The sequence below is a fragment of the Pseudarthrobacter adonitolis genome, from assembly GCF_055412845.1.
The window spans coordinates 11,868-33,913 of sequence record NZ_JBVAYW010000020.1; the positions used below are offsets into that span (position 1 = coordinate 11,868).

The window sequence follows — 22,046 nt, forward strand, 5'->3', positions numbered from 1 at the left end:
GCGTGCGCGGCAGTCTCCCGCGCATGCTGTGGGGCACTCCACCCCAGCCCGCAGAAATAACCCGGGCACCGCCGTCGTTGTCCACAGTGGCCCGCCGCGACCCGGCCGGCCACCCTACGCAACGCATTGAAAGGCCGGCACCGACGTGACGCTTCCCCTCTCTATCCTTGATCTGGCAACCATCGGCAAAGGCCAGACGGCGGCGGAGAGTTTCGCGGGCAGTGTGGCGATGGCACAGCGTGCCGAGGAGCTGGGCTACCGGCGGATTTGGTACGCCGAGCACCACAACATGTCCGCTATCGCGTCGTCGGCCACCAGTGTGCTGATTGCCCACGTGGCCGCCCACACCGAGAGCATCAGGCTGGGCGCCGGCGGAATCATGCTACCCAACCACTCGCCGCTGACCATCGCCGAGCAGTTCGGCACCCTGGAGACGCTGCACCCCGGCCGGATCGACCTTGGCCTGGGCCGCGCCCCCGGCAGTGACCAGAACACCATGCGCGCGCTGCGCCGGGACCCCATGTCCGCGGACACTTTCCCGCAGGATGTCCTGGAGCTGCAGGGCTACCTCACCGGTCCCACGCGGATCCAGGGCGTGGAGGCCACCCCCGGCAAGGGCACCAACGTCCCGCTGTACATCCTCGGATCGTCGCTGTTCGGCGCCCGCCTTGCCGCCCAGTTGGGCCTGCCGTACGCCTTCGCCTCACATTTCGCGCCCAACGCCCTGCAGGATGCCGTGGCCGTCTACCGCCGTGACTTCAAGCCGTCGGCCCAGCTGGATGCACCGCACGTGATCGCCGGCGTCAACGTGGTTGCCGCCGATACCGCTGCCGAGGCGCAGGCGGCTTTCCGGGCCACCCTGCGTGCCCGCGTCGCGCTGTTCTTTGGCGGCGGACGCGAATTCTCCGACGACGAGGCCGACACGATCCTGGACTCCCCACAGGGCCAGCACGTGTCCCAGATGATGACGTACTCCGCTATCGGCACCCCGGATTCGGTGCTCGACTACCTGGACGGGTTCGCCAAGCACGCCGACGCCGACGAACTCATCGTGGCGCACCAGAACACCGGCACCGAGGCCCGGATCCGCTCCGTGGAGCTGCTGGCGGAGGTCGCCGGGCTGGCCCGGGTCTAGTCCCGACCGGGACGCCAGCAGTTGGGTCGGCCCCGCGTCACGCCAAGCACCCTTTTGGAAAGCCCGACGGCGGGGTCCCCCGGAATCACGCGGCGGGTGCCGCCGTCGTGGTCCAAAAAGCTGCCCTGCGTGACGCGACTATGAGCGCCAGCCGCACGGACTCTTGACATCCCTCGACTGAACCGGTTAAGCAGAGCCTGCTGAACCGGTTCAGTGGCGTGAGTCACGGGACCCGAAACCTAAAGGGCCCCACATCATGGCAGTTACCATCAGCGACGTCGCCCACGCGGCAGGCGTCAGCAAAGGTGCTGTTTTCTATGCGCTGAACGGCCAGCCCGGCGTCAGGGACGCCACCCGGGGCCGGAAATCGGTGTGGCCAAACTGGACAGGGTCTGAGCCGGACACCTTGATGCTGCCGGTTGTCACGCACGTCACCTTTTTGGAAGCACGACGGCGGCCTGCCGCGGAATTGCGCGGTGGGCGCCGCCGTCGGGCTGCAAGAGTCTGCCCTGCGTGACGTAGGTCCGCCCCTGAGGGTGAGTCCCGCCGTCGGACTCAGCGGTCAGTTCAGCAGCAGTGCCACGCCGATTATGGCCGGTACCGCCAGCACTCAATACCTGGCCGGCGTTGTGGCCAGGGATCCGCTGGCGGTCCACAAACCAGCCCACCATGATGATGAACCAGACCACAAAGAAAGCCCTGCAGCCCGCCTACCAAGAAAAGCCTCCGAGGCTATGGCGGCGGTGTCTGCCCGGACCCACGCTCCGGCTACAGGGCGGCGTTGTTCAGTGCGAACGGCGGACGCATCAGGCCCGGCGTGAGGCCCTCGGCCGGATCGTTTCCGATCCGGACAATCTTGTTGTCCTTATCCACATGGATAACCTTCGGGTTGTAGGCCTTTGCCTCTTCCGTGGTCATCTGGGCATAGGTGATCAGGATGACAATGTCGTTCTCGTGCATCAGGTGCGCGGCTGCCCCGTTAATGCCAATGACACCTGAGCCGCGCTCGCCGGCAATGGTGTAGGTCTCCAGGCGCGCACCGTTGGTCACGTCCACGATGGCCACGAGTTCGCCGGGAAGGATGTCGGCAGCATCCAGGAGGTCCAGGTCAACGGTGACCGATCCTACGTAGTGCAGGTCGGCGTGCGTGACGGTGGCCCGGTGGATTTTGGACTTGAACATTGTGCGATTCATAACCTGCCCAGTCTAGCGCCGGCCCCCGGATCGTGCTGTGACGCACGAAATATGGCGCCGGAAGCTGTCCCCACGCACCTGGCAGGTGTCGCGGCGGTCCGGCACCTAACTGGACGCGCCGCCGTCGTCCGTCCTTGCTACGGATATGGCGGTGGCGGCCAGCGTCTCGCGGGCGGCGAGGATGGCCGGCCGCTGTGCGCTGGAGCGGCGCACCGAGGTGAAGACGGTACGGTGCGGATTACCCGGCAGGTCCAGCAGCCGGGCGGTGGTGCCGCGGCCGGTCCAGACGAGGTCCGGCATCAGGGCCACGGCATTTCCGGACTCGATCAGCCTGATCTGCGCCTGCAGATCGGCTGTTTCGAAGCGCACATCGGGCTCGAACCCGGCACTCCGGCAGGCCTGCTCCGCCCAGTGCCGGGAAGCTGCGCCGCGGGGCTCCATTACCCAGGGCAGCGCGGCAGTATCTTCCAGCGACGTGATGGGCGGGCGGCCGGGAGCCGCTGGCGGAACGGCCAGCCGGATCGCGTCAGTGGTCAGCTTGATGCGGTCCAGCTCCGGGTACCGCGGAGCGGCGTGTCCCGGATACTGTTCGGCGATGACCAGGTCAAAATCGCGCGCCCACGTCTCATGAAGTGCCGTTTCGGGTTCGCGCTGGATCATTTCGATCCGGACCTCCGGGTACTCAGCCGTCATCCGCGAGAGCGTGTCAGGCATCAGCGCCAAGGCCGCGGACTGGAACACCGCAATCCGGACGGTCCCCATGACAGTGGTCAGCGACGCCGCCAAATCCGCTTCCGCCTGCTCCATGGTTTCGAGCAGCTGGGCGGTGTGGGCCACCAGGACTTCGGCCTGCGGCGTCAGCTGCACGCGCCGCCCCGTTTTCCGGAGCAGCTCCACACCCACTTCCTTTTCCAGCAGTGCAAGCTGCTGGGAGACCGACGACGGGCTGTACTGCAATGCCTCCGCCACCTCCGCCAGCGTGCCCCGGATCTTCAGTTCGCGGAGGAGCCGCAGGCGCCGGACATCGAGCATGGCCACATTCCTTGATGATTCTAATGAATATTGGTTAGAAGGAGTCACTTTATCTAATGCAACTGCGCTTGCATACTGTTGGGGATGAGTTACCCCCGTCACAGTCCGTTCAAAAGGGCCCCGCGACGGGGTCGCACCCCAAGCAGGAGTTCCTGATGAGCACTAAAGACATGACCCAGTCGATCATGAGGCGCAAGCCCATCGACGACATCGAAGTAGAAAACAAGCACAGCGGACTGTTCAAGTCCCTCGGCCTCTGGCAGCTCACGGCCATCGGCGTCGGCGGCATCATTGGCGTCGGTATCTTCTCCCTGGCCGGACTGGTGGCTGCAGGCAGCGAGGACACTCCGGGTGTGGGGCCCGCCGTGTTGATTTCGTTCCTTGTTGCCGGCCTTGCGTCAGCGGCCGCAGCCCTGTCCTATGCGGAGTTCGCCGGGATGATTCCCCGGGCCGGCTCGGCCTACACCTATGGTTACGTGGCTCTCGGTGAGGTGATCGGCTGGTTTATCGGCTGGGACCTGCTGCTGGAGTACATCGCCATTGTCGCCGTGGTGGCCATCGGTATCTCGGGCTACTTCGACGCGTTCCTGTCGGGAATCGGCATCCACATGCCTGTCTGGATGACGTCCACGCCGGATGAGGGCACGGGCGGCATCGTGAACATTCCCGCCATCGTGGTCTGCCTCCTGGTGACCTGGATTCTCTCCCGCGGGACGAAAGCATTCGGCCGGTTCGAGCTGGTGGCCGTTGCCGTCAAGGTCATTCTGATCCTGTTCATTATCGGCCTCGGCGTTTTCTACATCGACACCAATAACTACAACCCGTTTATGCCCAGCGGTTTCGGCCCGGTCCTGGCAGGATCGGCAACGGTGTTCTTCGCAGTGTTCGGTTACGACGCCATGAGCACCGCGGCCGAAGAGGCCACTGACGGCAAGAAGCACATGCCCAAGGCAATCATCCTTTCGCTGATTATTGCCATGCTGCTGTACGTCGCCGCCACCCTCGTCCTGACAGGCATGCAGAACTACAAGGACATCGACCCCAAGGCAGGCTTCGCCTCCGCGTTCACTGGAGTGGGCCTGCCCGTCATCGCCACCATCATTTCGGTCTTCGCCGTCCTGTCCATCCTCACGGTGATGCTGACCTTCCTCCTGGGGGTCACGCGTGTCTGGTTCTCCATGAGCCGCGACGGCCTGTTGCCCGGCTGGTTCGCCAAGACGGACCGGCACGGAACCCCGCAGCGAGTCACCTGGATTGCCGGCATCGCCTCCGCCCTGCTGGCGGGTGTGTTCCCCATCAAGGCCGTCGCGGACCTGACGAATATCGGCATCCTGGCGGCGTTCGTCGTCGTCTGCTTCGCGGTGATCGTGTTCCGCTACAAGAAGCCGGACGCCCCGCGCACCTTCCGCCTGCCGCTGATGCCGGTCATTCCGGCCTTTGGCGTTCTCGCTTCGGCTTTCCTCATGTTTCAGCTGCATTGGGAGACCTGGGCGCGGTTCGGCGTCTGGCTGGTCATCGGCCTGGCCATCTATTTCTTCTACGGCCGCAAGCACTCCCTGATGAACCCGGACAGCCCGCGCCACGAAGAAGCGGTGGAGATGCACCGCCCCCTCGGCTGACCCCACCCACCCCGGACGCTCTCTCACTTTCGGGGCGCGAATGACGAACCCTCTCTCACATCCTGTGGGGGAGGGTTCGTGCGTTTCGGTGGAGAGCGAGAGGGTTGCCCGGATGGCTGCAGGATGTGAGAGAGCGTCGCGGAAAAATGCGCAGGAAGTGAGAGAGCGTTGCCCAAAAGCGGGGATTTCCTGACCGTTCGGACGGCAACTTGAAGCATTGGGTTTTCTAACCTGTATTGCTTAGAAAACATCGCTTTATCTTATGTGACTGCAAGCTCATACTGATGGATAAGACCCCCTTCCATACCAAGGAAAGAACGAGCACACCATGACTTACAGTGCAACGGAAGCGACCGGACAGGCAGCCGTCTCGCAGGCCCGTGCCCTCGCGGCGGAAACCATCACGCTGGTGCGCCGCTGGCTGAACGAGGCTTCGAAAGTTCCTGTTGATGCCTCGGCCGAGCAACTCGCCGGTGTGCTGAAGGACCCGAACGGCCTGGACTTCACGGTCGGCTTTGTGGACGGCGTGGTCCGCCCCGAAGACCTGAACGTCGCCGCCCGCAACCTGGCCGCCCTGGCGCCCAAGGTCCCGGCGTTCCTGCCCTGGTACATGCGCAGCGCCGTCCGCGTCGGCGGCACCATGGCACCGATCCTTCCGCAGGTGGTCATCCCGATCGCCCGCCGTGTGCTCCGCGAAATGGTGGGCCACCTGATCGTTGACGCCACCGACGCCAAGCTGGGCCCGGCCATCGCCAAGATCCGCAAGGACGGCATCAAGCTCAACGTCAACCTCCTCGGCGAGGCAGTCCTCGGCGAGCATGAGGCTTCCCGCCGGCTCCAGGGCACGCACACCCTGCTGGCCCGCCCGGACGTGGACTACGTCTCCATCAAGGTGTCCTCCACCGTGGCCCCGCACTCCGCCTGGGCGTTCGACGAGGCCGTGGAGCACGTCGTCGAGAAGCTCACGCCGCTGTTCACCAAAGCCGCGTCCTTCGCCGGCGCGGGACAGAAGGCCAAGTTCATCAACCTGGACATGGAGGAATACAAGGACCTGGACATGACCATCGCGGTCTTCACCAGGATCCTGGACCAGCCCGAATTTAAGAACCTCGAAGCCGGCATCGTGCTGCAGGCCTACCTCCCGGATGCCCTCGCCGCCATGATCCGCCTCCAGGACTGGGCCGCGGAACGCCGCGCCCACGGCGGCGCCGCCATCAAGGTCCGTGTGGTCAAGGGCGCCAACCTGCCCATGGAACAGGTGGAATCCTCGCTGCACGACTGGCCGCTGGCCACCTGGCACACCAAGCAGGATTCGGACACCAACTACAAGCGCGTCATCAACTACTCGCTGCACCCGGAGCGGATCAACAACGTCCGGATCGGCGTGGCCGGCCACAACCTCTTCGACATCGCCTTCGCCTGGCTGCTCGCCAAACAGCGCGGCGTGGAGTCCGGCATCGAATTCGAGATGCTGCTGGGCATGGCGCAGGGCCAGGCCGAAGCGGTCAAGAAGGACGTCGGCTCGCTCCTGCTCTACACCCCGGTGGTGCACCCCGCCGAATTCGACGTCGCCATCGCCTACCTGATCCGCCGCCTCGAAGAGGGGGCCAGCCAGGACAACTTCATGTCCGCCGTGTTCGAACTCAGTGAAAACGAAGTTCTGTTCGAGCGTGAGAAGCAGCGCTTCCTCGCTTCCCTGGATACGCTCGACGACAAGGTCCCCCCGGCCAACCGGCAGCAGAACCGCAGCCTCCCGCCGCAGCCCCTGCCGCGTGACTCGTTCGCGAACACTCCGGATACTGACCCGTCCCTGCCCGCCAACCGCGACTGGGGCCACGCCATCCTGGAGCGTGTCCCGTCCTCCACGCTGGGCAACGCCGCCGTGGAAGCCGCCACCATCACGGACGCAGAGACGCTCAACACGGTGATCGCCACCGCCGTCGAGAAGGGCAAGGCCTGGGGCGCCCTGTCCGGCGACGATCGTGCGACGATCCTGCACCGCGCCGGCGTCGTCCTGGAGGCCCGTCGCGCCGACCTCCTGGAGGTCATGGCCAGCGAAACCGGCAAAACCATCGACCAGGGCGATCCCGAGGTCAGCGAAGCCGTGGACTTCGCGCACTACTACGCAGAGTCCGCCCGCAAGCTGGAAAAGGTCGACGGCGCCACGTTCGTCCCAGCCAAGCTCACCGTGGTAACCCCGCCGTGGAACTTCCCGGTCGCCATCCCGGCAGGGTCCACCCTCGCGGCACTCGCCGCCGGCTCCGCCGTCGTGATCAAGCCCGCCAAGCAGGCACGCCGAAGCGGCGCCGTGATGATCGAGGCACTCTGGGAAGCCGGCGTTCCCCGCGACGTGCTGTCCATGGTCCAGCTGGGCGAGCGTGAGCTCGGCCAGCAGCTGATCTCCCACCCCGCCGTGGACCGCGTGATCCTCACCGGAGGCTACGAAACCGCCGAGCTGTTCCGCTCCTTCCGCAAGGACCTGCCGCTGCTGGCCGAGACCAGCGGAAAGAACGCCATCATCGTCACCCCCAGCGCCGACCTGGACCTGGCCGCCAAGGACGTGGCCTACTCCGCGTTCGGCCACGCCGGCCAGAAGTGCTCCGCCGCGTCCCTGGTGATTCTGGTGGGATCGGTGGCCAAGTCCAAGCGCTTCCACAACCAGCTGGTTGACGCCGTCACCTCGCTGAAGGTGGGCTACCCGCAGGACCCCACCAGCCAGATGGGCCCGATCATCGAGCCCGCCAACGGCAAGCTGCTCAACGCCCTCACCACCCTCGGCGAAGGCGAGACCTGGGCGGTGGAACCGCACAAGCTCGACGGGACCGGCCGCCTCTGGAGCCCGGGCGTGCGCTACGGCGTCCGCCGCGGGTCCTACTTCCACCTCACCGAATTCTTCGGACCGGTCCTGGGCGTGATGACCGCTGACTCGCTGGAAGAGGCCATCGCCATCCAGAACCAGATCGAATACGGCCTCACCGCCGGCCTGCACTCGCTGAACCCGGACGAGCTCGGCATCTGGCTGGACTCCATCCAGGCCGGAAACCTCTACGTGAACCGCGGCATCACCGGTGCCATCGTGCAGCGCCAGCCGTTCGGCGGCTGGAAGAAGTCCGCCGTCGGTGCGGGCACCAAGGCCGGCGGACCCAACTACCTCGCCGGCCTCGGCGACTGGATCGGCGCCGAATCCTCGTCCACGGCAGTTGTCACCAACGCGGGCGTCCGCCGGATCCTGAACGCGGCCGCAGACGCCCTGCAGCCGGTCGAGCTTGAGTCACTGCAGCGCTCCCTAGCGTCCGACGCCCAGGCCTGGGCCGACGAGTTCGGCGCTGCCAAGGATGTGTCCGGCCTCAGCGCGGAGCGGAACATCTTCCGCTACCGTGCGCTGCCGGTCACCGTGCGGCTCGCCGAAGGTGCCCCGCTGGCGCACCTGGCGCGGACCGTGGCCGCCGGCGTCCTGGCCGGTTCGGTACTGGCCGTGTCCACCGCCGTCGAACTTCCCGCCCAGCTGCGTGCCGTGCTCACCGGGCTGGACATCAACGTGATGGTAGAGTCCGACGCTGGCTGGCTGGCTTCGGCTGCACGCCTCGCCGCGGCGGGCAAACTGTCCGGTGCGCGGATCCGGCTGATCGGCGGCGACGCCACCGCCCTCGCCGAGGCCACGGACGGGCGTCCGGACCTGGCGATCTACGCCCACGCGGTCACCGAGGCCGGACGGGTGGAGCTGTTGCCGTTCCTGCACGAGCAGGCCATCAGCATCACGGCCCACCGCTTCGGCACCCCGAACCACCTCTCGGATTCGCTGATCTAGGGCGGACCGAAGACCCAACCGACACGAAAGGCCCGGTGGCCGCCTTCGGGGCGGTTGCCGGGCCTTCGCTGTTGAATGGTTTCGTAGGGATCAGGTGGCTGCGCCGGGGCGAGCCTGGAGACCGTTGGTAATTAGCCCAAATACCAGCCTGGGGGAGTCCACGATGCAGGAACATTATGGGCGGAGAAATCTTCGCAACGGGTGCAGGTGTAGGCGACTTCGCCCAGTGTCCTGACCGCCCCGTCACGCCGGTACACCGGTGGAATGTAGGACTCGAGGTAAATGAACTCATCCGTGCCGCACTTGTCGCACGTGGGCTTGCCGATGTACTCGGCGGCTCGCGAAATGCCGGTGTTGTGGCTGGAATGATGGGTGACCAGCGGCCGTGCAGTGCTACCTTGCTGGGTATATAAGGTGTGCAAATGGGTGTTCTCGGCTGTCGTCATTGGCTGCCTATCCCGAGCGTGGCCGCATCATGGGCTGCGGGGCGCGCTCGTAGTGTTGAACCGGCCTCTGCTTGACCCCATGGATAAACCAGCATAGGGGAGGCGGGCTTTTACTTCAATGGTTCGTTTCCAGCTCTGATTCCTGCGGCAAATTCGGTCAAACCGACTTCTTGAGCGTCCGCCCGACGATGGCCTGGGTCAGTGCATCGATCACTTCGGCGTTGGCCAGCGGGTTGCGGATCAGGGTGAAATCGACGTCGCCGACCGGAGGCAGGTCGAACCGGCGGGTGATGATCAACAGGTCCTCGGGGACCAGCGACGTCGGCATCACGGCAACGCCGATGCCTGCCCGGAGTGCCGCCAGGACGCCGCTGATCTGCCGGGTGGTGCACGTGATCCGCCACGTCCGTCCGCTTGATTCCAGCGCATCGATGGCCAATTTCCGGCTGAGGCTGGGGGAGGGGTAGGCGATCAGGGGTACGGGATCCCCGGGCTCCAGGAACGTTTGTTCCAGTCCTACCCAGGAAAAGGTGTCGTGCTGGACCACGGTGCCGTCTTTGACGCCGGCCACCCACTTCACAAACACCAGGTCCAGCTGGCCGGCGTTGAGTTTCTTGTACAGCTGGTCGCTCTGGCCAACGGTGAGCTCAAGGTTGATCTGTGGATAGACCTGGCGGAACTCACGAAGGATCCGGGGCAGGCCGGTGATGGCCAGGTCATCGGCCGTGCCAAAACGCAGCCGGCCCCGCATGGCCGAGCCCGAGAAATATCGGGTGGCGGCGTCGTGGGCCGAGAGGATGGTGCGGGCGAAGCCGGCCATCGCGTCACCGTTGTCCGTCAGGCGGACATCGCGGGTGTCCCTGCTGACGAGGTTGCGCTTGGCAGCCGTCTCCAGCTTGCGGACGTGCTGGCTAACGGTCGGCTGTGCCAGGCCCAGGCGTTCCGCTGCCTTGGTGAAGCTGAGCGTCTCGGCCACAGCCAGGAAGGAACGGAGCTGGGCGGGTTCGAACACGATGGACTCCTCTTGCTGCCGGGCTGGCTGTTCACCCACGTCAGAGTGGGTGTCATTACGCTTTGTAATGGTAGTTATAGACGCGATAGGGCTACATAATCACCTGGAACCAGCCTAACGTCGGAAGCATCCCAGTCCGCCCGCTTCCCTGAGGACATCCCTGTGGCACCCCCACCGCCAACGTCGGCAACCGTCAGCCAGCCCGTCATCGACTCCGCCTCCGCGTCCGCTGCCGCCGCTTCCACCCAGACCCAACCCATCGCCGTCGTCAGTGAACACCTTCCCTGGCGGCACACGTTTATCTCCCTGAGAGTTCCTAACTTCCGCATCTTCGCGATCGGGCACTTTGTCGCGGTGGTTGCCCTCTGGATGCAGCGGATCGCCCAGGACTGGCTGGTGCTGGAATTGTCCGGTTCCGTCACCGCCGTGGGCATCACCGTGGCGTTGCAGTTCATGCCGTCGCTGCTTTTGGGGCCGTGGGGCGGCATGATGGCCGATCGGTTCGCCAAGCGCAGGATCCTCATCCTCTGCCAGAGCCTGGCCGCGGTCCTCGCGGCAGCGCTCGCGGTGCTTGCCCTGACCGACGCCATCGAAGTGTGGCACGTGTACGCCATCGCGCTGCTGCTGGGCCTGGTCACCGTGCTGGATCAGCCCGCGCGGCAGGTGTTCGTCAACGAACTGGTGGGTCCCAGGTACCTCCGGAACGCCATCAGCGTCAACTCGACGACGTTCCAGCTGGGCGGCCTGATCGGCCCGGCACTGGCGGGACTGCTGCTCACCGCCGTCGGCGCCGGCTGGGCCTTCGCCGCGAATGCGCTGGCGTGCTGCTCCACGGTGACCATGCTGCTGCTCCTGCGCAAGGACCAGCTGTTCGTCAGCGCTCCCGCCCCCAAGAAAAAGGGCATGCTGCGTGAGGGGCTGCAATACGCGCTCAGCAAGCCCACCATTTACTGGCCGTGGCTGATGGCCGGCTTCATCTCCGTCTTCGCCATGAGCCTGCCAGTCCTGCTCGCCGCGTTCGCGGACCACGTGTTCGCCGTCGGCGCCGGCGGCTATGGCCTGCTGAACGCCCTGGTTGCACTGGGTGCGTTGGCTGGCGCTGTCGCGTCCACCCGGCGCCGCCAGTTGCGGCTCCGCTCCGTGGTGTTCTGCGCCGGAATGTATGGCCTGATGCTGTGCCTGGCCGCGCTGGCGCCGTCCATGGTGTGGTTCAGCGTGGTGATGGTCCTGTCCGGATTCTGGTGCCTGATGTTCCTCACCGGCTCCAACCAGCTGGTCCAGATCAGCTCCAACATGGGCATCCGGGGTCGGGTCATGAGCCTGTACATCATGGTGCTGATCGGCGGCCAGGCCATCGGCGGGCCCATGCTCGGCTGGATCGCCGAGCATGTGGACCCGCACGTGGCACTCATGGTGTCCGGCGGCGTACCGGCGTTCGCCGCGGTGACTGTCGCCGTCGTCCTGGCCCGAAAGGGTGCGCTGGCACTCAGGGTGGACCTTAAGGACCGCCGCCACCCGCTGCGGATCGTCAGCCGCGTGGCTGCGGCGTAAAGGGCTCCGGCCTAAGTGTTGCGGCCTAAGTGTTGCGGCCTAGGTGGCCGCGGCCCACAGAAGGCTGGCTAAGCGGGCAGGTGCGGGTACTCGGCTTCGCGCCGCTGGAACTCCAGCACGTCCTTGTTGAGGACCACGCCCTCGCGGATTTCGATGGCGCGGGAAATGGTTTCGTTCCCGTCCCACGCCTCCGGGCCGCCGATGACCGTTTCGAGGAACGGCAGCAGGGCCTGGCTGATCTCCCAGCTGGAGGAATTCCAGAGGTAGGACGGGCTGTGGTCCACCGCGTAGTAATTGATGTGGTCGCCGATGATAAACATCGGTTCGGCGAACGTGGTGGAGCGCGCCCAGCTGAAGCCCATGCCCTCATCGCATGACACGTCGACCACCAGGCTGCCCGGGCTGAACGCCGGGAGGTCCTCGGTCCGCAAATACGTCAGCGGATTGTTTGGGTCCTGCAGCGTGCAGTTGACCACGATGTCGCTCTCGGCCAGGAACGGCGCCAGCGGAACCCTGCCGCGCTCGGTGATGACCTGGCTCAGGAAGGGGGCCTTGTCGTCGTGATCAAACTGGACGATGTTGACCGAGTGGATCGGGGCGCCAACCGCGGCGACTCCCCGGTTCGTGAGCACCTGGACGTCGTGGATGCCATGCGCGTTGAGCGCGGTCACGGCGCCGCGGGCGGTAGCGCCGAAGCCGATCACCACGGCACTGAGCCGGCGGCCGTAGTCACCCGTGGATCCGGTGAGCGACAGCGCATGAAGCACCGAGCAGTACCCGGCAAGCTCGTTATTTTTGTGGAACACGTGAAGCCCGAAGCCGCCGTCGCTCGCCCAGTGGTTCATCGCTTCGAAGGCGATGAGGGTGAGCTTCTTGTCGATGGCCAGCTGGGTGATGGCGCGGTCCTGGACACAGTGCGGCCAGCCCCAAAGGATCTGGCCGTCCCGCAGTTCCGCGAGGTCCTCCGGCTGCGGTTTGGGCAGGAGTACGACGTCGGCCTCCGCCAGCAGCGCTTCCTTGGTGGCCAATTTGCCCACGAGGGTTGAGAGGTGGTCATCCGATACGCCGAAGCGCTCGCCGTAGCCCTGTTCCAGGATGATGCGCTGGCGCAGTTCCGGAGCGATCCGTTCGAAATGCAGGGGGTGGATGGGGAGGCGGCGTTCGTCCGGTTTCCGGGTGGATGCCAGGACGCCCAGCGTCAGATGGCTCTGTTGGCCACTCACTTCTTTTTTGCGGCCTTGGACGTGATGTCCAGGGAGGTGGCCGGCGCTCCGGCGGCCCGCTTATCGGCGCGCTTTTCCTTGATGGACTTGCCGGCTTTTTTGGATGCTGCTTGACGCGGGGACTTGTCAGCCATGATTGCTCCTGTAGCGGAACCGAAGAAGTTCCTGACTTCTGACGATACACGGAGGGACCTAACGTGCTACTGGGAGTTTTCCTGAATCGATTCGAGTTCGCCGGAATGCTGCCTGGTCGCCGTAACCTTCCGGACTCCGCCGCACTCTTCCGGCGAACTCGGCACGGAGGTCTACGCATTCTGTGTGGATGCCCAGGCCCGCTCGGCAGTTCCCGGCCAGGGTGTGGAGTTCCATGTCCAGGACCAGGTGGCGGACCGGTCCTGGACCGAAACACACCACACGCGCACCGAAACCATCACCTGTTCCTGCGTGGTGTACCCGGTGGCGGACCGTACCCGGGTGACCGTGACTGCGCAGTACGTTCCCAAGGGAATCGGGCGCATGTTTTCCGGGGCCAGGGAGGGTACCTACCGGAAACAGGAGGCGGCCAGGCTCGCGGCGCTGAAGAAGGCCGTGGAACGGGACATCAGGAAGGCCAGGAACAGCTAGGAAGCGCTGCGGCGATGCGAAAACGGTGAGCGGCTGACGGGAATCGGACCCGCGTATCAAGCTTGGGAAGCTAGCGCTCTACCATTGAGCTACAGCCGCATTGGGACTGTCCAATAAATTGGACAGAAATCCCGGCGAAAACAACGAGATTTACATTACCCCAGTCGGAAGCCCACGTGGAACCGCGACACCAGCCGTTTGGCACCGGTTCGGGGCTGACGGAGCCACCTATCTCCCCCGGATGCCACCTTAAACGGCAATAAGCCCGTCCGAGGACAGGCTTAGATAGGGCTTCTTGGTCCTCACTACCGTTGCATCATGCCGCTTCCGCCAATTCCTTCGGCGGATCGCTGAAGTGTCCGGCTTTTAGCCGTGCCGCGAAGACTTCGGCGCTCATCGCGTTACGCGCCATTGCGAAGCCGAGGATGACCAAAGCCTGCCGTTCCTTCGAGTCCGTGATCATGCGGTGGCGGTAGAGGGTGGAATCCAAGTTGTTGTTCAGGCTCTCGATATCCGCGCGATAACCGTAGGTGTCCTCGTAGTACTTGCTCTCCGGAGGGTGCAAGCGGATGACGTGGGCGCGGTTGAACTTGCGCTTCTTGTCTTCGGCTGTGGTGTCGAGCCGCTCCGTCCGGTGCTCCCCGCAGAGCAGCAGCAGCAGCTTCGCGTACCAACGGTGTGTGCCGTCAGCATTCTTGCGTGAGTACTGATCGGTCCGCTTACAGGGCACGGAGTAGGTTTTACCAGTGTCAAGGACATCAAGTTCAACGAATTCGCCACCCTCTGTGTACAGGGTGTGCGGATTTCCGCAGGTGCAATCGATGTTGTAGAGCACCCTACGAATGTTGTCCTTAGGCACTGGCGCTATAGCGCTGATGCCTATCTTCAGCATGGCGTCGAGGTGCATGCCGGTCATTGCGCCGTCGTACCGAAGACCGAGGACACCCTTCGTGAGCTTGCGAATCTTCGTGAGTTCGGTGACCGCGATGCCAGCTTCACCGCCGTATCCTTCCTTAGCCACGGGAGCACGCCCAATGATGATGCGGGAATTGGGGAAGTCGTCGGGGCGTACTGCAATCAGAAGCTCCTTGAATCCGAGCACTCTCTGACTGTTTTCCTCGCCACCCTCGTGGTGAACATCGACCTCGGGAACCCACTTCCCTTCCTTCTTGAGCCGCTTCCGCGTGGTCTCTGAAATTCGCGGCTTTGGCACCGTGCCGTCAGCGACGAGAATGTTGGCCGTCCTCGCACCACCGGTGCGCCACCAGCAACTCATTGTCGCCATCTACGGCCTCTACGGCCGCAGCTCCGGCGATGCCCTTCCGGTGTCGGTATTGATCTCCATACTGGGAACGCTCGGCCATGGCGCTCCCGGTGTCCGTTCCTCCGTCTCCCGGCTGAAAGCCAAAGGCGTCCTCAAGAGTGTCCGCCGGGACGGCGTCGCAAAGTACGAACTCTCCGATACGGTCTTGGACGTCTTCCGGGAAGGCGACCGGAGGATCTTCGCGCCGGAACGGGCCACCCCGTTGGACGCCTGGGTGATGGCCGTCTACTCCGTCCCGGAATCCCTGCGGAACCGGCGCCACCAACTGCGCTCCGAATTGTCCGCCTTGGGTTTCGGATGCGTAGCCTCGGGCGTATGGATCGCCCCGGCCCAGAGCCTGGGCCAGGCCCGGGAGCGGCTCACCTCGCGGGGACTCATGCAGTACGTGGATTTCTTCCGGAGCGATTACCTGTTTGATGGACCCATGCGGCCGAAGATCGCAGAGTGGTGGGACCTGAATGCCATCGATGAGCAGTTCGGCGAATTCCTGGACCTTTACGACGGCGCAGGAGAACTCTGGTCCGGGCAGGTGGGCGACGACCCCGAGGCCGCGCCGGCTGAATCAACGGCCGAGCTCCGACGGCATGCGTTCCACTTCTACGTCCCGATGCTGACGGTATGGCGCCGCTTTCCGTAGCATACGAAGCGGCCTCCACCGCATCGCTCCCAAACGTCTCAGCATGATCCATGGTTCTCCTAGCGTGCGCCCACGGCGGCGTCGTCCGGGTCGGCGCTGGGGGCAAGAACAGGCACCTCAGGTTGCGGCTTCGGAATCATTGCCACAGCTCCTGCCGCCAGCACTGCGATGCCGGCAAAGATCGCGAAGTTGGCCTCGAAAGGCAGCTTCGAGCCGGCAATCCAGCCACCGATCAAGGGTCCGGAGATGGCACCCAGGCGGGCGAAGCTCAAAGCCCAACCCGTGGCGGTACCGCGGACCTTCGCCGGGTAGTAGTCGGCGATGTAGCCGGTGAGAACCAGCGAGGTGGAGATGGAACCAATACCTGCGAAGGCGACGAACAGCAGGTTGACCACCATGGTGTTCGGGAAGACCAGCAGCATGATGCCCAGGCCGCCCAGGATGTAGAACACCACCAGGATGAGCTTCTTGCCGTACTTGTCCGCCGCGCGGCCCAGGAGCAGGCCACCGATTGCGGAGGCCAGGCTGAAGACCAACAGGAACGTGAGCGAGGAACCGAGGTCGTACCCAGCCTTCTTCATGATGCTCGGCAGCCACGTGTTCAGGCCGTAGACGAGCACCAGGCCGCAGAACAGCGAGATCCAGAAGAACACCGTGGAACGCAGGTACTTCCGCGAGAACATGGTGGTGATGGTCTTCCACCACGGATCTGCGGCCTGGGTACCGGAGGCTGCGGAAGCCACCGGAACCACCGGCTGGTAGTCGGCGATCCGCAACTTGGCAGCCAAGGCCTTTGCCTCGGACTTCCGGCCCTTGGACTCAAGGTATTCAAGTGAGTCGGGGAGGAACTTCCAGATAATCGGGATCAGAACTACCGGCGCGGCACCGATAGCGACAACCGCGCGCCATCCGCCCATGGGCAGCACGAACATTGCAGCGAGTGCGGCCGCCACGATGCCCAGCGAGTAGCCGGAGTACATGAGGCCGTAGTTGTACGACCGCTTGTTAGGTGCCGAGTATTCAATGGTCAGGGCCGCTGCCACTGGAATAACACCGCCCATGCCCAGGCCGCCGATCAGTCGGAACAGACCGAACAGCTCAGGAGTGGGAGCCCATGCTGCGCCTGCCTGGGTGATGGTGAAGATCACCATGGAAGCCAGGAGCATCTTCTTACGGCCCACGAGGTCGCTGAGCGTACCAATGAACAGGGCTCCGATAAGCATGCCGATCAAGGCATATGAGCCAAGTCCCCCAAGGGCAATCGGGCTGAGGTTCCATTCCTTGTACTCGGCAAGGGCCGGGAGGATGGCCCCGAGGACGCCGACGTCGTACCCTTCGGCGAGGATCGCGAGCCAACAGCAAAACAACACCAGGCCGGTGGTCTTCTTGGGCACTTTCCAGTCGTTGACCGTTGCGGTAGCCATGGCTACTTCACCAAAACCGATGCAGCGGCGAACTCAGGAGTCCAGCGAAGGTGGGTGTTGGTCTCTTCAATATCCGCTTCCTTGAGCAAGGACAGCCGGGGCCGGACCGCATCAGTTCGCGAGCTCGGTGGTTTCCGGCGGCCGGCGCGGAACTGCGGAATCCACTGGGCGCCGGGGCCTTGGTATTCCTGCTCAGCTGCGGCATGCAGGGTCCACTGGGGATCGTAGAGGTGCGTACGGCCAAGGGCGATCAGGTCAGCACGGCCTGCGAGGAGGATCGAGTTCACGTCGTCGTAGCTGGAGATAGCGCCGACGGCGATCACGGCCACGCCTGCCGGCGCGGCAACCTCCTGACGGATACGGTCGGCGAAGGGCGTCTGGTAGCTGCGGCCGAAGACCGGCTTCTCTTCCTTGGCCACCTGTCCAGTGGAGATGTCCAGGCCAGCAGCGCCATGGGCGACAAATGCCTTCGCAATCTCAACGGAATCGTCAGAGGTGTTACCGCCCTCGATCCAGTCGGTCGCCGAGATCCGCACGGTAATTGGCTTGTCCGCAGGCCAAACGGCGCGGACTGCGTCGAAGACCTCAATCGGGAAGCGCAGCCTGTTCTCCAGGCTGCCGCCGTACTCGTCGGTGCGCTGGTTGGAAATTGGCGAAAGGAAGGAGGACAGCAGGTATCCGTGGGCGGCGTGGACCTCGAGGAGGTCGAAGCCAGCTTCGGCTCCGCGGCGGGCAGCATCAACGAAGTCGGCTTTGACCCGGCCCATTTCGGTGGTGTCGATTTCGCGTGGAACCTGGTTGCCGGCCCCGTAGGGCAATGCGGACGGGCCGACCGGTTCCCAGTTCCCGGTTTGGAGGGGCTCGTCGATGCCTTCCCACATCAGGCGCGTGGATCCCTTACGGCCGGAATGTCCAATCTGCAACCCGATTTTTGCCGTCGATCGTTCGTGGACAAAGTCGACGATGGACTTCCAGCTGTCCTGCTGCTCGTCTGTATAGAGACCAGAGCAGCCGGGCGTGATGCGTCCTTCAGGGGACACACAAACCATCTCCGTCATCACCAGTCCCGCCCCGCCAAGGGCTTTCGAGCCGAGGTGTACCAAATGGAAGTTCCCCGGCACGCCGTCGGTGGCGGAGTACATGTCCATGGGGGAGACGATGATGCGGTTCTTCAACTTGAGTCCGCCGATGCGGTATGGCTGGAACATTGCAGGGGCAATGTCTGGCAAGCCTTGGGAATCGGCGAAGTGCTTGTCCACGGCGCCGGCGAAGTCCGGGTCGCGGAGGCGCAGGTTCTCCTGGGTGATCCGGCGCGAGCGGGTGAGCAAGTTGAACGCGAATTGCGTGGGTTCCTGCCCTTTGTACTGTCCGATCCGTTCGAACCATTCCAGCGAAGCCTGAGCGGCTCGTTGGGTGGATTCGACGACGGGACGGCGCTCGGTCTCGTAGGCCGCCAGGGCGGTTTCGAGGTCCTGGTGCTCGTGGAGGCACGCGGCCAGGGCCAGGGAGTCTTCCATTGCGAGCTTGGTGCCGGAGCCGATGGAGAAGTGGGCGGTGTGGGCGGCGTCGCCGAGCAACACGATGTTCCCGTGGCGCCAGCTGCGGTTGCGGACCGTTGTGAAGTTCAGCCACTTGGAGTTGTTGGCCAGCACTTCGTGTCCGGCGAGTTCTTCGGCGAAGATGGCGCGGATTTTGCTGATTGCCTTCTCGTCGGAGACGCCGGGCGCGAATACGTCGGTGGCCGTGTCGTCGAAGCCGGCTGCCTCCCACACGTCGGGGGACATTTCGACGATGAAAGTGGAGCCTTCGTCAGAGTATGGGTATCCGTGGATCTGCATGGTGCCGTATTCGGTGTCCTTGACGAAGAACTTGAACGCCTCGAAAACCTGGTCCGTGCCGAGCCACATGAATTTGTTGGGTCGGGGATCAAGGTTCGGGCCGAAAGACTCCGCATAGGTTGCCCGGATCTGCGAGTTGACACCGTCGGAGGCGAGGACCAGATCATAGCCGGCCTCGAGTTCGGCGATCGGGGGTGCCGGGGTGCTGAAACGCACGTCCACGCCGAGTTCTGCGCAGCGGCGCTGCAGCAGCTCGAGCAGCTCCTTGCGGCTCATGGCTGCGAAGCCCTGTCCTCCGACGGTGAGGGTTTCGTTGCGGAAGTGGATGTCTATGTCGGACCACCGGGCAAACCGCCGGCTCATGTACTCGGCAACCACCGGGTCGGCGTTGCCGATGCCCCCGAGGGTTTCGTCGGAGAATACGACGCCGAAACCGAAGGTTTCCGAGGCGGCGTTACGTTCCCAGAGCGTGATGTCGTGGGAGGGGTCCAGCTGTTTCATCAGTGCTGCGAAGTACAGGCCTCCGGGGCCGCCTCCGACGATTGCGATCTTCATGGGTTGCTCCTTCTAGGGCTGGGTGGCGGCTGCGCCGGCCAGCTGGTCGTTTTCGTGTTTGAGGCGGTCGCGCAGCTTGAAGTGCTGCAGTTTGCCGCTGGGGTTGCGTGGGAGTTCATCGACGAAGCGGACGTCCCGCGGGTACTTGTATGGGGCGATGGTGGCTTTGACGAAGTCCTGGATTTCCTTGCGTTTGGCGTCGTCTGCACTGACGCCCTCGCGCAGGACGACGAAGGCGCAGACCACGCTGCCGCGCTCCTGGTCGGCCCGTGCCACGACAGCGTTTTCGACGACGTCAGGGTGCTGGTCGATGGCTGCTTCCACTTCGGGGGCGCCGATGTTGTATCCGGAGGAGACGATCATGTTGTCCGAGCGTGACTGGTAGGTGAAGTAGCCGTCTTCGTCCTGCACGAAAGTATCCCCGGTCACGTTCCAGCCGTGGTCGACGTATTTCGCCTGTCGGTCATCGTCCATGTACCGGCAGCCGGTGGGCCCTATGACGGCGAGCCTGCCGGGCTGGTTGGGTCCGGCCTCTATGCCTGAGTCGTCCAGGATCACTGCCCGGTAACCGGGCACCGCCTTGCCTGTTTTGCCGGGGCGGATGTCGTCGCCGGCAGCCGAGATGAACACATGGAGCAGTTCGGTCGCGCCGATACCGTTCACCAGACGGACCCCGGTGGCGTCGCGGACGGCTTCCCACGTTTCCTTGGGCAGGTGCTCACCGGCCGAGACAGCGATCCGCAGGCGGCTGAGTAGTTCGCCGCGGCCGGCTTTGAGGATGGCCCGGTAGGCTGTGGGCGCGGTAAAGAGGATCGTGGCACCGGCTGCGGCGGCGTTTTCCGCCAGTTCCACCGGGGCGGCACGTTCTGTCAGAAGCGACGAGGCGCCGAACCGCAACGGGAAGATTACCAGACCTCCGAGCCCGAAAGTGAAGGCGATAGGCGGTGATCCTGCAAACACATCCTCGGAGGTTGGCTGGAGGATGTGGCGGGCGAAGGTGTCTGCCGTGGCGAGGATGTCACGGTGGAAGTGCATGGTGACTTTCGGTGCACCGGTGGTCCCTGACGTCGGTCCCAGGAGTGCGACATCGTCCGCGGAGGTCTCAACGTCGGTAAATTGGCCGTCTTTGGAAGCACAGCGGGCGATAAGATCGCCGATGCCATCCCCTCCATAGGACAGAACAGTAACGGTGGCGCCTGCTGCCGCGGCCAGTTCGTCGACGAACCGGTGATCCGAGACTGCCACCACCGGTTTGGTGAGCCCGATCAACGTGCTGACTTCGGCGGCGCGGAGCATCGGCATGGTGGTGACAACCACGGCGCCGGCTTTCAAGACTCCGAGCCAGGCAGCGACGAGCCACGGGTTGTTGGGCCCACGCAGCAGGACGCGGTTGCCCGGGACCACACCGAAGTCCTCGGTGAGTACCTGCGCCGCCTGGTTCGCACGTTGCTGTAGATCGCCGTAGGTCCAGGTTGTGCCGTCAGGTGTGTGAAGTGCGGGGCGGTCCGGCCCGTATTCGGTGACTCCGCCGTCGATCAGCACGGAAGCAGCATTGAGCTGTTCCGGGTACTGGAGCTCCGGAAGGGTGAACTCGAGCGCAGGCCAAAGGTTGGCCGGTGGTAGGTGGTCCCTGGTAAAGGTATCCACGTGGGCCGATGATGTGAATGTCATGGCCTCTCCTTTCGAATAATGATGTGAGTCCGGGAACCCGGCTCAGGAAGAAGATCGGATCATGCCCTCTTGGGCCACGGTTGCCAGCAGGCGCCCCTGCCGGTCAAAGAAACGGCCCAGGGCCAGGCCTCGGTTGCGTTGGGCGGAGACGGCTTCCTGGACATAGAGCACCCATTCGTCAGCGCGTCCGTCACGGTGGAACCACATTGAATGGTCAAGGCTTGCGGTGCTGAGCCCGGGCGAGGACCAGTGCAGCTCACGGACCCGCAGTAGCGTCTCCAGAATCGTGTAGTCGCACACGTAGGCCAGGGCCGCCCGGTGCAGGTCAGCGGTGAGGCGGTCAGTGGCTGCATCGGGCAGCCGGTCGAAGGCCTTCACCCAGACGGCCTGGTGGGCCTGGGGGCCTCCCTCGACGTCCAGGTACAGCGGACCGGGAACGTGGCGCATGTCGAAACTGCGTCCCGCTGCCCAGTACTCGGCTGCCGGCCCGTCGACGCCTTCCAGCACCTCGGCAGAGGTGCGCAGCACCTCAGGTGCGAGGTCCGCGGGGGAGCCCGGCTGGTACTCGGGGCCGTCTTCGGGAACCTGGAAGGACCCCATGGCCGTGAAGACGGTCTTGCCGTTCTGGTAACCGCGGACGCTGCGGGTCGAGTAGCCGCGCCCGTCGCGCAGCCGTTCCACCTCGTAGCGCACAGTGGCACCGACGTCGACTGGCCGCATGAAGTAGCTGTGCATGGAATGCAGTGTCCGGTCTGCCTCGACGGAGCGCATCATGGCAGCGGCAGACTGGGCCACCATGTCCCCGCCGTAGGCCTTAGGCCATGGAACGTACTGTGTGGTGGCCTCGTAGGCCTCCTTATTGACCTGCACCGGGACGTGGGTGAGCTGGATGGCCCGGAGGAAGGTCTCAGATGTGCGGATCGCGACGGCCGGCTTGGCTGAAGTCATGTCGT

19 protein-coding genes and 1 tRNA gene are annotated in these 22,046 nt (G+C 64.5%); 7 read left to right on the forward strand and 13 right to left on the reverse strand.

The window, feature by feature from the left end; translation table 11 throughout:
- The first annotated feature begins 145 nt into the window (after positions 1–145).
- Complete coding sequence (locus tag ACZYZ4_RS16075; protein WP_463862481.1) at positions 146–1,135, forward strand: LLM class flavin-dependent oxidoreductase; 990 nt, start codon at positions 146–148, stop codon at positions 1,133–1,135.
- 256 nt (positions 1,136–1,391) lie between these two features.
- Positions 1,392–1,652 (forward strand): LacI family DNA-binding transcriptional regulator, encoded by a 261-nt coding sequence (locus ACZYZ4_RS16080; RefSeq protein ID WP_463862482.1) that lies wholly within the window; start codon positions 1,392–1,394, stop codon positions 1,650–1,652.
- Here ACZYZ4_RS16080 and ACZYZ4_RS16085 read toward each other — a convergent pair.
- The 3 genes from ACZYZ4_RS16085 to ACZYZ4_RS16095 all read right to left on the reverse strand — a co-directional run bounded on the left by ACZYZ4_RS16085 (position 1,567) and on the right by ACZYZ4_RS16095 (position 3,361).
- Positions 1,567–1,824, reverse strand: coding sequence for a hypothetical protein (locus tag ACZYZ4_RS16085; RefSeq protein WP_463862555.1), 258 nt, complete (start codon positions 1,822–1,824; stop codon positions 1,567–1,569). The two genes, ACZYZ4_RS16080 and ACZYZ4_RS16085, sit on opposite strands and share 86 nt — an antisense overlap.
- 79 nt (positions 1,825–1,903) lie before the next feature.
- Positions 1,904–2,329 (reverse strand): aspartate 1-decarboxylase, encoded by a 426-nt coding sequence (gene panD, locus ACZYZ4_RS16090; RefSeq protein WP_205630562.1) that lies wholly within the window; start codon positions 2,327–2,329, stop codon positions 1,904–1,906.
- 105 nt (positions 2,330–2,434) lie between these two features.
- Positions 2,435–3,361 carry a LysR substrate-binding domain-containing protein gene (locus ACZYZ4_RS16095; protein WP_463862484.1) on the reverse strand — a complete coding sequence of 309 codons (927 nt, stop codon included), beginning with the start codon at positions 3,359–3,361 and terminating at the stop codon, positions 2,435–2,437.
- 155 nt (positions 3,362–3,516) lie between these two features.
- On the opposite strand from ACZYZ4_RS16095, the gene ACZYZ4_RS16100 reads away from it, so the two are divergent.
- Positions 3,517–4,980, forward strand: a complete 1,464-nt coding sequence (locus ACZYZ4_RS16100) for an amino acid permease (protein WP_463862486.1) — start codon at positions 3,517–3,519, stop codon at positions 4,978–4,980.
- A gap of 328 nt (positions 4,981–5,308) precedes the next feature.
- Positions 5,309–8,788: a proline dehydrogenase family protein gene (locus ACZYZ4_RS16105; protein WP_463862488.1), complete on the forward strand. Its 3,480-nt coding sequence runs from the start codon at positions 5,309–5,311 to the stop codon at positions 8,786–8,788.
- 131 nt (positions 8,789–8,919) lie between these two features.
- Here the strand turns inward: ACZYZ4_RS16105 and ACZYZ4_RS16110 are convergent, their stop codons facing one another.
- Positions 8,920–9,234, reverse strand: a complete 315-nt coding sequence (locus ACZYZ4_RS16110; protein ID WP_463862489.1) for a hypothetical protein — start codon at positions 9,232–9,234, stop codon at positions 8,920–8,922.
- A gap of 157 nt (positions 9,235–9,391) precedes the next feature.
- The gene (locus tag ACZYZ4_RS16115; protein ID WP_463862491.1) at positions 9,392–10,246 is read right to left on the reverse strand and encodes a LysR substrate-binding domain-containing protein; all 855 of its coding nucleotides are present in this window, start codon (positions 10,244–10,246) and stop codon (positions 9,392–9,394) included.
- 162 nt (positions 10,247–10,408) lie between these two features.
- Here ACZYZ4_RS16115 and ACZYZ4_RS16120 point away from each other — a divergent pair, with 162 nt between their 5' ends.
- Entirely contained in the window at positions 10,409–11,797 is a 1,389-nt protein-coding gene (locus ACZYZ4_RS16120) for an MFS transporter (protein ID WP_463862493.1), read from the forward strand.
- A 68-nt stretch (positions 11,798–11,865) separates the two neighbouring features.
- Here ACZYZ4_RS16120 and ACZYZ4_RS16125 read toward each other — a convergent pair whose 3' ends face one another.
- A complete protein-coding gene (locus tag ACZYZ4_RS16125; protein ID WP_463862495.1) occupies positions 11,866–13,020 on the reverse strand; it encodes a N(5)-(carboxyethyl)ornithine synthase in 1,155 nt (384 codons plus the stop codon).
- Positions 13,017–13,154, reverse strand: coding sequence for a hypothetical protein (locus ACZYZ4_RS16130; RefSeq protein ID WP_167349828.1), 138 nt, complete (start codon positions 13,152–13,154; stop codon positions 13,017–13,019). The genes ACZYZ4_RS16125 and ACZYZ4_RS16130 overlap by 4 nt, the downstream gene beginning before the upstream one ends.
- Positions 13,155–13,338: 184 nt before the next feature.
- Between ACZYZ4_RS16130 and ACZYZ4_RS16135 the strand changes: the two genes are divergently transcribed.
- Positions 13,339–13,644, forward strand: coding sequence for a hypothetical protein (locus ACZYZ4_RS16135; RefSeq protein ID WP_463862497.1), 306 nt, complete (start codon positions 13,339–13,341; stop codon positions 13,642–13,644).
- A gap of 28 nt (positions 13,645–13,672) precedes the next feature.
- Here ACZYZ4_RS16135 and ACZYZ4_RS16140 read toward each other — a convergent pair.
- Both ACZYZ4_RS16140 and ACZYZ4_RS16145 read right to left on the reverse strand, forming a co-directional pair.
- A tRNA-Gly gene (locus ACZYZ4_RS16140) sits at positions 13,673–13,743 on the reverse strand.
- Positions 13,744–13,960: 217 nt separating this feature from the next.
- Positions 13,961–14,746 (reverse strand): hypothetical protein, encoded by a 786-nt coding sequence (locus ACZYZ4_RS16145; RefSeq protein ID WP_463862498.1) that lies wholly within the window; start codon positions 14,744–14,746, stop codon positions 13,961–13,963.
- Positions 14,747–14,828: 82 nt separating this feature from the next.
- Between ACZYZ4_RS16145 and ACZYZ4_RS16150 the strand changes: the two genes are divergently transcribed.
- Entirely contained in the window at positions 14,829–15,605 is a 777-nt protein-coding gene (locus ACZYZ4_RS16150) for a PaaX family transcriptional regulator (protein ID WP_463862500.1), read from the forward strand.
- Positions 15,606–15,664: 59 nt separating this feature from the next.
- Here the strand turns inward: ACZYZ4_RS16150 and ACZYZ4_RS16155 are convergent, their stop codons facing one another.
- From ACZYZ4_RS16155 to ACZYZ4_RS16170, 4 genes are read right to left on the reverse strand one after another with little or no spacing between them, the layout of a single operon-like run.
- On the reverse strand, positions 15,665–17,029 hold the full coding sequence (locus tag ACZYZ4_RS16155) for an MFS transporter (protein ID WP_463862502.1): 1,365 nt from the start codon (positions 17,027–17,029) through the stop codon (positions 15,665–15,667).
- A gap of 2 nt (positions 17,030–17,031) precedes the next feature.
- Positions 17,032–19,422 (reverse strand): bifunctional salicylyl-CoA 5-hydroxylase/oxidoreductase, encoded by a 2,391-nt coding sequence (locus tag ACZYZ4_RS16160; protein ID WP_463862504.1) that lies wholly within the window; start codon positions 19,420–19,422, stop codon positions 17,032–17,034.
- A 12-nt stretch (positions 19,423–19,434) separates the two neighbouring features.
- Positions 19,435–21,093, reverse strand: a complete 1,659-nt coding sequence (locus ACZYZ4_RS16165; RefSeq protein WP_463862506.1) for an AMP-binding protein — start codon at positions 21,091–21,093, stop codon at positions 19,435–19,437.
- 42 nt (positions 21,094–21,135) lie between these two features.
- Complete coding sequence (locus tag ACZYZ4_RS16170) at positions 21,136–22,041, reverse strand: acyl-CoA thioesterase (RefSeq protein WP_463862508.1); 906 nt, start codon at positions 22,039–22,041, stop codon at positions 21,136–21,138.
- Positions 22,042–22,046: the final 5 nt, after the last annotated feature.